This window comes from Escherichia sp. E4702, from assembly GCF_963883545.1.
GTDB lineage: Bacteria > Pseudomonadota > Gammaproteobacteria > Enterobacterales > Enterobacteriaceae > Escherichia.
This window is the reverse complement of sequence record NZ_CAWORF010000015.1, coordinates 84,237-99,373: the sequence shown is the minus strand read 5'-3', so window position 1 is coordinate 99,373 and position 15,137 is coordinate 84,237. Positions and strand designations below refer to the sequence as shown.

Sequence of the window (15,137 nt, the reverse complement as noted above, 5' to 3'; positions counted from 1 at the left end):
TCTGCATCCGGGAGCATCTAAAGACTGGCTTTCCAGAGTTCAACACGGTTTCTACCTCGTCTTTTCGCGATATACAGAGCTTCATCGGCTATTTGAATTAAGCGTTCATAATCAGGATGCCCATTAAACATGGCAGCGCCAATGGACAAAGAAAGGGTTATGTCTTCGCCATTTGCGGCTTTCAGTTTGGTTTTTTCCACCCGGCTGCGGATCCGCTCTGCGGTACGCAAAGTGTCATTTTCTGAAGCTTCAGTCAGCACTATGATAAATTCATCGCCACCGTAGCGAAAAACATAGTCACTGCTACGTACGTTGTCGTAAAACGCCTGTGAGACCTTACGTAAAATCTCATCGCCTGTGTTATGTCCCCATGTATCGTTGATCTCTTTGAATTTATCTACATCGATGATCAGAACAGACAATGGTGTACCGGCCCGATTGGCATGGGCAATTTCACGTTTGAAGATAGTCGGCAAGAAACGGCGGTTAAGTAATTTCGTCAGTACATCCATACCCACTTCATGACGCGAGACTTCTTCAAAGAGTTCACGTAGTAAGGTGATAATCTGCGATACGGTATTTCGTATCTGTAATAAAAACTTCACGCGCAGACTTTTGTTACTCAAATTTTTGGCATTGAGCATTGCCTGATGAAAAATTCCGTCGAAATCCTGAATAAGGCGAGAGATATGACCAACTTCAGCAATGCCACTAAAATAATGGCGACCTTTATGGTTAAACCACAGGCCAAAATCAGCCTGACTTAACGGTAAGCTGCTGCCTAAATCAGAATCCAACAGGACTTTATAAATAATATCTATTTCCCATGAAAGTAATGAGGCTATTTGGCGTTCTTTTTCTTCTTCGGCGTTTTCCAGTAATGAGAAGATACGATAGTTCTCGTCTTCTTTAGCCGCGCTACTGTCGCTAAAGGTAAATGCTCTGGTCATCACTTCCATGGCTATGTCGATACTGTTAATCGAAAAGTGATAAACCTGAAGTTTTTCAGAAGGTGAATAATCAGAGGAAAATATTACCGGGTAGAGGATTTTTTTCAGCACGCGAAAACCCATCTCGACAATTTCTACCGGAATGCCAATACGAGCATGGACTTCGGCTACGGTATGTTGGATTTGTATAAGTCTTTCAACATCGTCCGTTTGTGCAGAGAGCACATTGATAATCCACGTTTCCATCGCACTTTTAAGTTGCCTTTCAACCTGTTCGTTACTCAAAAACTCTTCGGCATGCGGGTCAGTGCGTACAATTCGATAAAACTCAACACTTAAGTAATGAGCATGCGTTACGGCAATTTCTGCCGCTTTGTTACGAATGAGGGGGTCGACCTGGGCAACTAATCCGGTCCACTCATCTTTCATTCTTTTAAAATACATCTCCATAATTCATACCCTTATACGGCTGGAAAGGCAGACGGAATTGAAAAACGAAACGCAACTCGTTTGGACTGGCTTATGGCACCATATTCTCCTGAAATATGAAGATATACTGAAACGAAATAAGTGACTTATGACCGTTTTAATCTACGCTACTGGTCTTCTGAAGAGTATAGCCCATCGTGATTATTTTTCGGTGATGGTTAATATCGTATGGTTTTTCATATTCATACGTTTTTATCAGGGGAATTATAACAATTCGACTTAAGTTGATTTGATTATTCGTTGAGAGTGTTTTGTTGATGACAAGCCGGTGTTTAAAGCACCGGCAGTGTCATAAAGTAAGAAAGGGCGTTTAGCTTCCCCAGCGGCTTTGCAGATAGCTAACTGCCTGTTGAGTTTGCGGCTTGTTCAGATAGTCTTCGCGGAACAAAATCGTGCCGCTAATTTCTGGCACGGCGTCGTTAAGATCGAGCTGCTTTTTCAGTTCTGGCACGCCGCCGTTAACCATCCAGTCTGGCTCTATCTTTGAAGGTTCGCCGACTTTATAGAAGGCAATACCAATATAAAGACGTGTTTTGGTTGGTTTGACGACATCTGCCCACCATTTTGCCAGTACGTCATAACGTGCTGCGCTACGCGAGAACGGCCAGTAAATTTGCGGGGCTATATAATCCAGTAAGCCTTGTTCGACCCAACGACGAGTGTCTGCGTAGGATTCATCATAAGCTGCGGCCCCACGCGTATCAGAACCGAGCGGATCGTGTGAGCGATTGCGCCAGACGCCTGCAGGGCTTACACCAAATTCGACTTCCGGTTTAATGCTTTTAATGGTGTGCGACACCTTAGCAATTAACTGCTGGGTATTGTTGCGCCGCCAGTCAGCTTTTGACGCAAATGCACCACCGTATTTGCGGTATGTCTCGTTATCGTTAAGCCGTGAATCCGGCGATTCAGTATAAAAATAGTCGTCAAACTGCACGCCATCTACCGGATAACGAGAAACCACTTCAGCAACTATCGATGTGATCCAGTCCTGAACTTCAGGGATCCCAGGGTCGAGAACAAAACGGTCACCTGACGTCCTGATCCAGTCGCGATGTTGAACATAGACGCTGGCCGGTTGTTGAGACAGGGTGCTATTCAGTTCTCTGATAGTTCCGGGCTTCGTATTAACCGACACGCGGTAGGGGTTAAACCAGGCATGTACTTTCATCCCACGCTTATGGGCTTCGTCGAGAATAAATTGCAGCGGATCGTAACCAGGATATTCACCAATTTTGCCGGTCATTAGATCGGACCACGGCAAAATCTTCGACGGCCAAAGGGCAGTGCCGTCGGGCTTCACCTGGAAAAAGACCGTGTTAATTCCCAGTCGTTGCAAGTTTTCCAGTTTGTCGATCATCGCCTGCTGTTGCACGCGGACCCGGCTGGTGGGGTTGCTGATGTTAACCGAGGAGACGGGAGGCCAGTCGAGGCGGGACACCGTGGCCAACCAGATACCGCGCATAGGTTGCGACGACTGTTGTGCGGTCGCTGGTGGTTTTGAGCCTGCTGGTGGTGTCGTCATTGAATCTGGAGGCGTGCTTTTACAACTACACAGTAAAAGAGCCAGTGCAACCAATGCCGCTGGCCTTTTAATCGCGGATTTCACAGTTCGGGAGCAGATATCCATATATGCTTATTTCCGGTAAACAGATGTGCGCTTATTCTCGTACTTATCTGGGGCAAGTCAATACGGCAATAAGTACGCAAAAGGGAGCGATTAATTTTCGCTCCCTTGTGTTATTACCACTCAGACACGGTTAGTGTTTCTTATCGTTCATCACAATATAGTGCGGTGAACGAGCACGTGGATGCAGGAAGAAGTGACCTTTCGGCGCGTTCTGGCTGTTAATTGGCTCCAGTGTAACACCTGTATTCGCTTTGCCTTTACGGTCATGAATGGCATAGAGAATAAAGGGCAGGGCAAGTACCACTAGGAAACTAACGACCAGTAATTCGACATACATATCGGTAGAGTCACCCTGGATGTTATCCGGCGGCAGGAAGGAAACAATAAACGCCATAATTGAAGTCAGCAGACCGACAATAGCCACAACCAGTTTCACCCCTTTACCACCAGGGATATTAAATGTGCGTTTTAAGTCAGGATGTTTAAGAACCAACACAATGTAGCCAATAAACAGCATGAAATAAGCACACAGATAAATCACCACCGTCAGCGCCAGTGCGATCAGGAAGGACATGTTGTTACCACCACCGGTGTTGGTGAGGATGATCAACGCGATAGAGGTAATCACCAGCTGGGAAATTACCAGAGTTACCGGCACACCATTTTTGTTCATTTTAGCGAATGCGGCGGGCAGTAGATTTTTCTGCGCGGTGACATACATCCCACGAGAAGGGCCAACAATCCATGAGGCGATTTCCGCCAGAACACCCAGCAGCAGCAGGGCAGAGATAACGCGAACCGTCCACTCAATTTCCGGTGCTACATGAGACATCAGCACGGTGAATGTTTGCATTACACCTGCGGACAGGTTGATTTCATTACCCGGAATCACCATCGCAATGGACAAACCGCCTACTGAACTTAAGCAAATCGCTGCTACCATCAGCAGTAACATTGCCAGCGGATAGTCGCGCCCGGGGTTGCTCATTTCATTAACGTGGGTCGCGGAAGCTTCTACCCCCATATAACTCAAAATGAAGGCAACAAACACAACCAAAGTGCCAACTTTCGAGAAATCAGGGAAGAAGGTTTTGGCATCCATTTCGATAGCAACCGGTGCTCCGGAGTGCAGATAAATCGCTGCTAATGCAATCAAAATAAATGCAGGCAGTAGAATACCCGCGAAGAAACCCACTTTCGCAATTCGCGCAGTATATTTAGTTCCGCCAAACTGAGTTAATGCCAGCGCCCAAAGAATAATCAGCGCCGCGATAGTTTTCGTTACCGGGTCTTCATTCAGTGCTGGCCATTTCAGAATGTAGGACAGCGCCCCTAACACGAAATAGAGCATTGGAATAAAGCCAATAGCGATTTGCAGATAGCCAAATGAGATTGCAGCGAATCCCCATTTCGGCCCCAGGGTGTTTGATACCCAGGCGAACACGCCACCTTCTTCCCAGCCGTCCACGGTAGCCATTTCCGCAGCACAAAGACCAACGGGAATAAACCATAAAATCCCGCCTAAGAGCAGGAAGAAGACCAATGAAAAGCCAGATGTTGCGAAGGTAGGGTATTCATAAACAGCCATTACCATCGACGCCGTGATGGCGAAGAACCCGAGTAATGTTAGCTGCTTAGCTTTACCTGTCTGTACTGATGTAGCCATATTATCCCCCTAAAACGGTTGTCCTGTGGAACCGCACCTGTTTTGCTCTGAAGTGCTTTCAGAACAATTTTTTCCGTTGCTAATGCCAGTGAACAGACTTCGGAAATTGTCCCGAAACGGGTTCGTTTCGGGACACCGTTACCGCTTAAACGTTATCAGGTATGTTTAAAGCTGTTCTGCTGGGCAATACCCTGCAGTTTCGGGTGATCGCTGAGGTATTTCAGGGAGGCTTTGTAGTCTTCCAGTAACAGTTCAGCGAAGTCCATTTCGAAGCCACGGCGGCACATAATGCGCATTACCACGATGTCGGTGGCTTCACCGCCGAGGGTAAATGCCGGAACCTGCCAGCCGCGCAGACGCAGACGTTCAGAGAGGTCATACAGGGTATATCCTGGATTTTCCCCGTCTTTCAGTTTGAAGCACACCGCCGGGATACCTTCATCCGGGCGCCCCGTACAGATGAACTCATACGGCCCCAGTTTGGCGATTTCATCCGCCAGATAAGCAGCAACCTGGTAAGAGGCGTTCTGTACTTTGGTATAACCTTCACGACCGAGGCGCAGGAATTCATAGTACTGGGCAATCACCTGACCTGCCGGACGGGAGAAGTTGATGGCGAAAGTACCAATCTGACCGCCGAGATAGTCAACGTTGAATACCAGTTCTTTCGGCAGCGCTTCTTCGTCACGCCAGATAACCCAGCCGCAGCCCAGCGGAGCCAGACCGAATTTATGGCCTGAAGCACTGATCGATTTCACGCGCGGCAGGCGGAAGTCCCAGACAATATCAGGCGCCACGAACGGCGCAAGGAAACCACCGCTGGCGGCGTCGATGTGCATGTCGATGTCGATACCGGTGTCGGCCTGGAATTTATCCAGTGCATCGTGCAGCGGTTGCGGGAACTCATAGTTACCGGTATAGGTCACGCCGAAAGTCGGCACCACGCCGATGGTGTTTTCGTCGCAGGCCTCAATCATGCGTTTCGGATCCATGAATAGCTGGCCGGGACGCATAGGGATCTCACGCAGCTCGACATCCCAGTAGCGGGCAAATTTATGCCAGCAGATTTGCACCGGGCCGCAGACCAAGTTTGGTTTATCGGTCGGCTTGCCTGCGGCTTCCATACGCTTGCGCCAACGCCATTTCATCGCCATCCCACCGAGCATACAGGCCTCGGAAGAACCAATGGTGTTGGTGCCAACGGCCTGGCCGTTTTTCGGTGCAGGCGCGTGCCACAGGTCAGCAACCATATTTACACAGCGCAGGTCGATGGCTGCGGATTGCGGATATTCTTCTTTGTCGATCCAGTTTTTATTGATCGACAGATCCATCAATTTATGGACATTTTCGTCGTCCCAGGTCTGGCAAAATGTTGCCAGATTCTGACGAGCGTTACCGTCGAGAAATAATTCATCATTGATAATTTGAAATGCGACATCATCACGCATTTCATGCAGCGGAAAATGTTTAGATTCAGCGATGGTGGAAATAGATTTTGTACCAAAACGTGAATCGAGTAGTTCCGACCTTAAATCCGTTACTTGCTTCTTATCCATTTCAAACTCCTTAAAATGATTGGATCGCAATAAAAAAGTAGGATTTATCGATAAAGTAAGCAAGCTCAATGGTCTGGGTTTTAAATAACAAAATCCTAATCTTGTTTGGTTTTTGACAATAATTGCATTATGTTTTTTTAAGTAAAAACAAAAGGATGAGCAATATACTAATGATAATTTCGATCTTTTTAGCGTTATTTTAATGTGTTTTTTTACCTGCCGTTATTATCACGTAAAAATTAGCCAATAAAATATCATTATTAGTTAGTGGTTAATTTTTTGAACGTTTTTAAAGATTATCGAATAAAAAAGAGATAATTACCAGAATCCCCGCCAACATTGTTGACGGGGTAATTTGTTATTTCGGCAGTAATACTACGATATAGGTAACTGCGTGAAGGAGTTGTTGCCCTGGATGTAAACTGATTTTTACCCTACGTGTCATATGGACGTTCACTTATTATCTTTGAAGGCCAGGCAAGATAACGTCAATACGGCGTTGGGGATCGTTTACACGCCAACTTCCGAAACTGATAAGTCTTCCTTTTAATTAATAGTGTAAAATTCAGGTATAACTCTGACAGGAGGAAATATGCGTAAATACATCACCAGCAGCGAATGGGCGCTTTTCTTTAATGCTATAACGGGTACGCGAAATGAAATCCGTGATAAAGCATTGCTACATATAACTTACATTCATGGACTTCGCGTCAGTGAGTTGATAGACCTTAGACTGGGAGATCTTGATATGACTGAAAAAATTGTTTTTATTAGGCGTCTGAAAAATGGATTATCAACTTCACATCCATTACAGCCAGAAACAATAGAATTATTGCAACGCTGGTTCAAGAGACATTTTTTCTGTCCTGAGTGTGTTCAGGACATGCAGGCTCGACCACTGTATATCATCGTGACCTTCTGGGGGATGCGAACCGGCAGGTTACTGACAGTTGAGGCGGTCAGCCGGGAGTTTCATATTCCCCAGAGAACAGCAAAAGATATTCTGTATTACATTGAGCACGAGGGACGAAACCATATACGCTGCAGGCGCTTTATACAGAACGAACCGACAACGGGACGAAGACGCGCCCTGCGGATCCTGGATATACAGGATCCGCAGGAAATCCCGGCCAGTTCAGGAGCAAAACTGGATGTTCAGTTGGAACCTGTTGCCCCCGCAGCAAAGCAGTCACTCAGGCCACAGACAAAATTTCAGAAACTACGTCAGTGGATGGTATCGAGAAAACAGAATGAACAGGCTCCTCAGGAGCTGACAGAATACGGATGAAACAGATATTTTTGATGAGTCAGTGTCAGTACACCCGCCTCGGGCTTTTTGCAGTGATGGAAAGTGCCGGGCAACATGCTGTTCAGGTTATTTCCGTGGAAACACCGGAGCAGATTGTGTCGCATATTCTGTCTGACAGACACCTCCCCGGGAAACAGCGTGTCATTGTGGTAGATCTCACCTGCCATGAGTCATCAGTGACTGTGAGGGCGCTGTGGTTTTTGTGGAATCTGTCAGTCCTTTATTCTGAACGCCACGAACTGAGAGGGACTCCATGCATTTTAATTGGCCATCAGGGAGGGCAGAATAATATCAGATATCCTTTTACCTGGATTTCTCCGTCACAAAGCTTTCATCACTTGAAAAATATTTTTCTGCGCATTCTGGCAGTGCCTTCTCGCTATATAAGTAGTGGGTATAGATTTCAGCGTTTAAGTGCTAATGAGCGACATGTGATAAATGCACTTCTTGGCGGTGAAACTGTAAGGGATATTGCAAAGCGTATGCAGATACATTACAGCAATGTGTGTTACTACCGACAAAAGGCGATATTTAAAATCGGTCTGAGAAACCGGAATGATATTGCATGGATTATGAACAGGAAGTTTTTGTAAGCGCTGTAACGGTACGTACTGACCGGATACACTTCCGAAATTGATAAGTCTTTCTGCACGTAAACTGTAAACTAACTCCTGCGCGTAGCCGGAAGTAATGCAGGGTGCATTTCATCGGCAACGACTAAAGTCGTTTTAACTATAATGGAATGCGCGAGGTGTGACATCGTGAGAATGTCATATGTGAACTCATCTCTGCTATTACAGAAGAATATCAAAACCGTGCGATGGGTGTTACTCATCATAAGAAAGACACTTCAGTTATATTTTTAGCGTACTCATCGTGCTTTTCAACGCTTATATATTTTTGAAGGTGAAAATATGTCAACGCTGAAGAATACATTTTTTATCCCTCCGCCTGACACGCCAACGCAGGCAGGGCCTGAAAATATTTTTTATGACTTTAATGATGGTGCACGTGTATTGCTTCCTGAAGGGAAATGGCACGTGCGTTTGCTGGATGCGGATTCAGAAAATATTCTTTTCTGCTGCGATGTGGATAAAGGCTGGGTAACCAGCAGTAAGAAATATTTCGTGCGCTTTCGTATTCAGGTATTCCGTCAGGGGGAAGAAACGCCTCTGCTGGATGAAACCCTGAAATTAAAAGACCGGCCTGTACTGATTTCATTCCCGACCGGGACGCTGGGCGATTTGCTCGGCTGGTTTCCTTATGCGGAACGCTTCCAGTCCCTGCATAAGTGCCGTCTGGAATGCACGATGGCGCAGGACATTATTGATCTGCTGGCGCCTCAGTATCCGCAGATACAGTTTTCCACGCCGGATAAGCCGCGCACGGTGGCGCCTTATGCCACCTATCGCGTGGGGCTCTATTTCGGTGGCGATACAAACAATCAGCCGGTGGATTTCCGCAAGGTCGGTTTCCACCGCTCTGCGGGCTACATTCTGGGCGTTGACCCGCGTGAAGCCCCCGTCCGGCTTGACCTGTCTGCCCCCCGGATTATCCAGGAGCCTTATGTGTGCATCGCCACACAGTCCACTTGTCAGGCGAAATACTGGAACAACGGCACTGGCTGGAGTGAGGTTGTCGCACACCTGAAATCACTGGGTTACCGGGTGCTGTGCATTGACCGGGATGCCCATTATGGCCAGGGCTTTGTCTGGAATCACATCCCGTGGGGAGCAGAGGACTTTACCGGCAAGCTCCCGCTGCAGGAGCGGGTGAACCTGCTGCGCCATGCCAGCTTCTTCATTGGACTGCCAAGCGGCTTGTCATGGCTGGCCTGGGCTACCCGTATTCCGGTGGTGCTGATAAGTGGCTTCAGCCTGCCCAATAGCGAGTTTTATACCCCGTGGCGGGTATTCAACTCCCATGGCTGCAATGGATGCTGGGACGATACATCGCTGAATTTTGACCACCACGATTTTCTGTGGTGTCCGAGACATAAAAACACTGACCGGCAATTTGAATGTACTCGGCTGATAACTGGCGCTCAGGTCAATGGCGTCATCAATAAACTTCACCGTTCTTTAACTGAACAGGGTGTTGAGGACACTCTGGAGAAAGGAGTAAGCAATGAATAAGGTTTATAACACTGTCTGGAATGAATCCACAGGGATGTGGGTCGTTACCTCAGAACTGACCCGTAAAGGAGGTCAGCGCCCTCGGCAAATCAAGCGTACCGTGCTGGCAGGGCTGATTGCTGGTTTGCTTTTGCCGTCACAGCCTGTACTGGCGGCAGCCTATGACAATCAGACAATTGGAAGTGGTGGAACAAGTACGACGCTGAATATCTTCAGTGGTAGCAGTGCCACGGGTACTGTTATTAACAGTAGCGGCTATTTGTGGATCGATACTGGCGGCAGTGCCACGAGTACCACTATTAACAGTGGCGGGAAGCAGTATGTCTCCACGGGTGCTATCGCTACTGACACTACCGTTCACAGCGGTGGTGAGTTGATGGTTTACACCGGAGGTAGCGCTGTTAATGTTATTCAGAGCAGCGGCGGCATTATTGCAGCGAACACCAGTTCTATCCTGAACGGTAACAATGCTAACGGCAGCTTCAGTGTTGCCGGGGGCAGTGCCAGCAATATGCTACTGGAGAATGGAGGTTATCTCAGGGTATTAAATGGGCATCAAGCCAAAGATACGACCCTAAACAGCGGTGGGAGTCTGCTTGTCGAGAACGGCGGCAGTGGGTCAAACACCACTATTAACAGAGGTGGGATGCAACATGTCTCCAGTGGTGGCAGTGCCACGAGTACCACTATTAACGGTGGAAACCAGCATGTCTCCGGCGGCGGTAGTGCCACGAGCACCACCATTAACGGTGGGAATCAGCATGTCTCCAGTGGTGGCAGTGCCACGAGTACCACTATTAACAGTGGGGTGCAGCGTGTTTCAAGTGGCGGCAGTGTGACCTCTACAATAGTTAACGGTGGGGACCAGATTGTCTACGGCAGCGCTACTGACACCACCATTAACAACGGAGGAGTGCCCACTGGCTCTGACCAGGCGTTCAGAGCGTCTCTTCCAGTCATGAACTTCAGTACGTTGATTCCAGCTACTGAGCCGCTCAGTTACGCCAATCGTTGTCATCAGGGCGATGCGAACAGGTGTATCCCTGAATATTCGCAAAATGTTACGTACACCGCCGTAATCTATCGCTCTGGCACCAATACGTCCCTGACCATCGGAGCCGAGTGTAAAAATGATGGCATCAATATCTTTCGGTAAATCGGTGAGTGTTTCAGGTATTGAAACATCGCCATAGAAAATACCTGTTCCACGAGGGAGTAACTTGATTTTCCGCCGATTCCTGACCAGAGCCACGGGCTGATGGCCCATTGCAATAGCAGTATTCACAACATGAATACCAATGCTTCCTGTTGCGCCAGCAACGAGTATTTTCATGATAAACCTTCTGATAATTCAGCCTTATATTTGATACAGCCAGAGAATATCAATTATCATTATTGCCAGTAACGAGGCTAAAATGATTGTGTCTATGAACACCCTTCATGAATGCGCTTTGAAGGGAATGCTTCTACAAGGAAATCGTCAATGCTTAAAGAAAACTTCAACGAACTGCAAATCTTTCTTGTGGTGGCAAGAGAGCGAAGTTTTACCAAAGCAGCGAGCAAACTCGGCGTCTCTCAGTCTGCACTTAGCCATGCAATGAAGGCACTGGAGGAAAGGTTAAATATCCGTCTCTTAACCCGAACTACCCGTAGCGTGGCCCCCACGGAAGCAGGGGAGAGAATAATTGCCTGTCTTGAGCCACGTATAGATGAGCTTGAGCGCGAGCTGGAATCACTTATCCAACTGAATGGCACGCCCTCCGGGAATATTCGTTTATCAGCCGGGGAACATGCTGCGCGCAGTCTGGTCTGGCCGAAGCTAAAACCGTTCCTCAGGGAATATCCCGAAATCAATGTCGAACTGGTGGTGGATAACGGTTTTGTCGATATTGTTGAAGGTCGTTTTGATGCCGGGATCCGGCTGGGTGAAAGTGTGGATAAGGATATGATTGCAGTGCGAATTGGGCCTGATATGCGGATGGCTATGGTGGGAGCGCCGGCGTATTTTGCTGCAAACCCTGCGCCTGAAACGCCTCACGAACTACAAAATCATCGCTGCATCAATATGCGTCTGCCAACTGCCGGTGGACTTTATCACTGGGAGTTTGAACGCGAAGGGAAACCGTTTCGGGTCAGAGTTGATGGGCAACTGACGTTTAATTTGCTGCCAGAAAGAATTGATGCCGCATTATCAGGATTTGGTATTGCCTGTGTTCCCGAAGACGTGATTCAGGATTATGTAAAGTCAGGCGAGTTTATTCAGGTTTTACAGGAGTGGTGTCCAACTTTTCCCGGATATTACCTTTACTATCCCAGCCGTAAGCAGCATCCGCCTGCTTTTGCGCTGTTGATTGATGCACTTCGCTATTCAGAGTAAAGGGCCCGCTTTTTGCTGTGGGCCCGTTTAGGTATTAACGGCATACGCATGCCTGGTATGGCTATTGCAGATTTTTCTCTTTCAAAAACCGACTTACCAAATCAGCGATTTGCACATTATTCAGGTCAGAGAACGGGAAGTGGGTATTACCTTTTATCCCTACTTCAGGCAGATGCGTCACCGTGACATCCCCACCATGCTTGTTAACCACATCACGCCACTTACGCGCCATTGCCAGCCGTACTCGCCAGCTGTCCTGTGCGGGCATGGCTACAGGTTTATCCGGTATGTTATCGCCGTAAATAATCAAAATCGGGATTTTAGTCAGCGCCATAAACTGTTCCATTGGCACTGCTTCACCCTTCAGCGTGTCGAACGCACTTGGCATAGGGGCAGGGAGTTCTTTTTCCGGGGACACAAAACCGCTGCCTGGCTCGAAGGCGACAATGGCTTTGACCTTGTTGTTTTTCATCGCGGTATACCAGCCTGGTCCACCCCCCTGAGAGTGAGTAAAGAGGATTGCCGGGCCTGATTTATCCACTACGGCAGACATCGCATCAGAGATGACATTGACATCAAATGGCCCTGTATTCGGAGTCATCTGGCGGAAATACTGATTTAGTGCCTCTTTGTCGTGGGAAAACTGGACGCCTTTAAAATACTCTGGCCACACGCCAACACGGAACTGGTTAAACCACATCTGCTCATCAGGTTTTGGTGTAACCGTACCTTCTACAGTGGTACGTCCGGCATCACCCCGGCGCGGCTGATCGACAATATACGTGGAGAATCCGCGGCGCAGGAATATGTTCTGGAACCCTTCACGACCATCCGGCGTACTTTCCCAGGTACGAGAAGACTGGCCCGCGCCATGCAGCATAACTATGGGATATTTATGCGGATTCTCCGGTATTTGATAGAACACCGACGCATGATCGCCATGATAAGTTTGACCTGCAGAGTCCAGCGGCTTTTTCGCGTCAAATGTTCCCGGGGCGGTGATGATGGTGCCTCCGGCAGAAAAACTGCCTTGCTCCTGAATAACCAATGGTTCGGCGTATACAGACTGCGCCCCCAGGCCTCCTGCCATCATGCAGATGGCCAGCATTTTTAAGACCGTTTTCAAAATTACATCCTCTGTTATGGTTGCCGTTTAATCATATCTGAGTTGCCAGCGTTAATTATTTCGTCCCCTTGATTGCCTTTATTTGGCGGATTCATAAATGCAGAGGATGAATCACGTATGTGCACTGACCAAGGGGAGAGTCTGCATGACGACCGTCTCTATTTGTTCTCAAACGCTTTTTGCAGTGCCTCTTCAGCTCTTGTGGCTGCATCATTGTCGCCATGTTCACGCAGAACCTGTGCTAATTGTCGTAACTGCGCTGCCGTCAGACCGACTCGCAGACTTGCTCGCGTGTGTGACAGTAACTGGGCTTCAACGCCTGGCGTAGCGGCTAATGCGCCAACTGTTGCCAGTTCACGGCTTTGCCAGTCGAGGTTATCGCGAGCGAAAATATCGCCGAACAGATGTGTTTGCAGGAATTGATTTATTGTTGGCGCAAAATCAAACAGTGGCCCCTGAACAGGCGCGCCTGAGATTTTCGTCTGGTTTGCGGTACCGACACGGCGAAGCTCATCCCCGACGGGAATCGGGGCGATCGGCGCTTTACCTTCAATGTCTTCGATGCCACGTTGTTTACGTGTTTCGACGACTTTCATCAGCTCATTCAGTGCATTCAGGCTGCGGGGGAATCCCGTATAGGCATAGAGCTGGATGAGAATTTCTTTAGCTTCGTTTATCGTGAGTCCTGCATCAAGTCCTTGATTAAGCGCTGCATTCAGCTTATCCATCTGGCTGCTGGCCATTGATGCGGCTATCAACGGAATGGCCTGCTGGCGAGCTGACAGCGTATCTGAAACCGTATATTCATGATTCATTTCGGTGACTCCTTTATTGTTGAGCGCAGCATTTGCGGTAAGCGCAAAACCAAAGGTTAGCAGTACCGCTGCCGTTAATATCTTAATGGGCGTGGTATTGTTCATCTGTCACTAACTCCTTCCAGTTAACGCTTTTGCCATCCACCACGCCGGTTATTGCCAGATGTGTCATCGCACTACCGGGGGCCGCCCCATGCCAGTGTTTAACGTCCGCCGGACAAGAGACAACATCGCCAGCACGGATCGCCTGTACCGGCTTGCCTTCTTGTTGGGTGAGTCCAACACCAGAGGTCACAATCAGTCGCTGACCTGCTGGATGCGTATGCCAGGCGGAGCGGGCACCAGGTTCAAAGGTGACATAAGCCGCGGAAACACGGATGTCGTTGTCAGCATTGAACAGCGGATCAACCCGGACACGACCGGTAAAATTCTCCGCCGAGCCATACACCGCAGTCTGGCTTCCGGCGGGGGCGATATGGACAGTGGAATTTTGCTCCGCAGCCCATGATGAAGTTGTGAAGAGAGGCAGTAGTAGCCCAAGATAATGTAACTGTCTGATCATACAACGCGTCCTTATCTACGGTGACAGGAGGGGAGACAATGATTCTATTCAGACGGACATGTCGTCAGGCTGACGCCTCGCTGACAATTTTGTCAGCTAACGTTGCTCCAGACTCAGTGCCTGAAGGCGCATTGCTCACCGTTTTATCCGCTTTCAGCGCAAAAGTGAGGCCAAATGTATTGATGCCGCCTTCACTACGGGCAAAGACATCACCCTGGTGCATAATGGCGACGGCACGCACGATCGACAGGCCCAACCCATGATGGGCATCACTCCTTGCTGACTAAAGATGCGTTCGCTAAAGCTACCGGTACGAAGGACAAAGAACTCTTCCTGATCGATGGTGCTACCCACATTGAGACATATTGGGTGCCTGAATACGTTGACCAGGCGACGCAAAAGTTAGACGTTTTCTTCCATAAGAATATCTAGTTACCCTCCAGGCGATCCCCAGCCGTACAGGCTGGGGGATATCCATCAGCTGTAGCCACTGTCCACTTGGCGAGGTAGTTAAAAAATCGA

At 48.3% G+C, this 15,137-nt stretch carries 11 protein-coding genes and 4 pseudogenes; 6 read left to right on the top strand and 9 right to left on the bottom strand.

Annotated elements, in window-relative coordinates; genetic code table 11:
- Positions 1 to 17: 17 nt before the first annotated feature.
- The 4 genes from dosC to AACU94_RS08840 all read right to left on the bottom strand — a co-directional run bounded on the left by dosC (position 18) and on the right by AACU94_RS08840 (position 6,291).
- A complete protein-coding gene (gene dosC / locus AACU94_RS08855; protein ID WP_130217557.1) occupies positions 18 to 1,400 on the bottom strand; it encodes a diguanylate cyclase DosC in 1,383 nt (460 codons plus the stop codon).
- A gap of 349 nt (positions 1,401 to 1,749) precedes the next feature.
- Positions 1,750 to 3,069, bottom strand: coding sequence for a family 10 glycosylhydrolase (locus tag AACU94_RS08850; protein WP_130224876.1), 1,320 nt, complete (start codon positions 3,067 to 3,069; stop codon positions 1,750 to 1,752).
- A gap of 130 nt (positions 3,070 to 3,199) precedes the next feature.
- Entirely contained in the window at positions 3,200 to 4,735 is a 1,536-nt protein-coding gene (gene gadC, locus AACU94_RS08845) for an acid resistance gamma-aminobutyrate antiporter GadC (RefSeq protein ID WP_130259039.1), read from the bottom strand.
- Positions 4,736 to 4,890: 155 nt separating this feature from the next.
- The gene (locus AACU94_RS08840; protein ID WP_135405912.1) at positions 4,891 to 6,291 is read right to left on the bottom strand and encodes a glutamate decarboxylase; all 1,401 of its coding nucleotides are present in this window, start codon (positions 6,289 to 6,291) and stop codon (positions 4,891 to 4,893) included.
- A 592-nt stretch (positions 6,292 to 6,883) separates the two neighbouring features.
- Between AACU94_RS08840 and AACU94_RS08835 the strand changes: the two genes are divergently transcribed.
- From AACU94_RS08835 to AACU94_RS08820, 4 genes and pseudogenes are all read left to right on the top strand, one after another.
- A complete protein-coding gene (locus AACU94_RS08835) occupies positions 6,884 to 7,579 on the top strand; it encodes a tyrosine-type recombinase/integrase (protein ID WP_135489295.1) in 696 nt (231 codons plus the stop codon).
- Positions 7,576 to 8,193, top strand: coding sequence for a helix-turn-helix transcriptional regulator (locus AACU94_RS08830; protein ID WP_135489294.1), 618 nt, complete (start codon positions 7,576 to 7,578; stop codon positions 8,191 to 8,193). The genes AACU94_RS08835 and AACU94_RS08830 overlap by 4 nt, the downstream gene beginning before the upstream one ends.
- 321 nt (positions 8,194 to 8,514) lie before the next feature.
- Positions 8,515 to 9,735: an autotransporter strand-loop-strand O-heptosyltransferase gene (locus tag AACU94_RS08825; RefSeq protein WP_135489293.1), complete on the top strand. Its 1,221-nt coding sequence runs from the start codon at positions 8,515 to 8,517 to the stop codon at positions 9,733 to 9,735.
- A pseudogene (locus tag AACU94_RS08820) lies at positions 9,728 to 10,612 on the top strand (AIDA repeat-containing protein); the annotation flags it as partial. The gene AACU94_RS08825 and the pseudogene AACU94_RS08820, both read left to right, overlap by 8 nt.
- 36 nt (positions 10,613 to 10,648) lie before the next feature.
- On the opposite strand, the pseudogene AACU94_RS08815 reads toward AACU94_RS08820, so the two are convergent.
- Positions 10,649 to 11,068, bottom strand: a pseudogene (locus AACU94_RS08815) (NAD(P)H-binding protein); the annotation flags it as partial.
- A gap of 150 nt (positions 11,069 to 11,218) precedes the next feature.
- On the opposite strand from AACU94_RS08815, the gene AACU94_RS08810 reads away from it, so the two are divergent.
- The gene (locus AACU94_RS08810; protein WP_135489292.1) at positions 11,219 to 12,112 is read left to right on the top strand and encodes a LysR family transcriptional regulator; all 894 of its coding nucleotides are present in this window, start codon (positions 11,219 to 11,221) and stop codon (positions 12,110 to 12,112) included.
- Positions 12,113 to 12,173: 61 nt separating this feature from the next.
- Here the strand turns inward: AACU94_RS08810 and AACU94_RS08805 are convergent, their stop codons facing one another.
- From AACU94_RS08805 to AACU94_RS08790, 4 genes and pseudogenes are all read right to left on the bottom strand, one after another.
- Positions 12,174 to 13,238, bottom strand: a complete 1,065-nt coding sequence (locus AACU94_RS08805; RefSeq protein WP_135489291.1) for an alpha/beta hydrolase — start codon at positions 13,236 to 13,238, stop codon at positions 12,174 to 12,176.
- A 158-nt stretch (positions 13,239 to 13,396) separates the two neighbouring features.
- Complete coding sequence (locus tag AACU94_RS08800) at positions 13,397 to 14,158, bottom strand: carboxymuconolactone decarboxylase family protein (RefSeq protein WP_135489290.1); 762 nt, start codon at positions 14,156 to 14,158, stop codon at positions 13,397 to 13,399.
- Positions 14,136 to 14,615 (bottom strand): (R)-mandelonitrile lyase, encoded by a 480-nt coding sequence (locus AACU94_RS08795; protein ID WP_135405901.1) that lies wholly within the window; start codon positions 14,613 to 14,615, stop codon positions 14,136 to 14,138. The genes AACU94_RS08800 and AACU94_RS08795 overlap by 23 nt, the downstream gene beginning before the upstream one ends.
- Before the next feature lie 64 nt (positions 14,616 to 14,679).
- Positions 14,680 to 14,895, bottom strand: a pseudogene (locus AACU94_RS08790) (heavy metal sensor histidine kinase); the annotation flags it as partial.
- On the opposite strand from AACU94_RS08790, the pseudogene AACU94_RS08785 reads away from it, so the two are divergent.
- Positions 14,895 to 15,047, top strand: a pseudogene (locus AACU94_RS08785) (alpha/beta hydrolase); the annotation flags it as partial. The pseudogenes AACU94_RS08790 and AACU94_RS08785 sit on opposite strands and share 1 nt — an antisense overlap.
- Between the last annotated feature and the right edge of the window lie 90 nt (positions 15,048 to 15,137).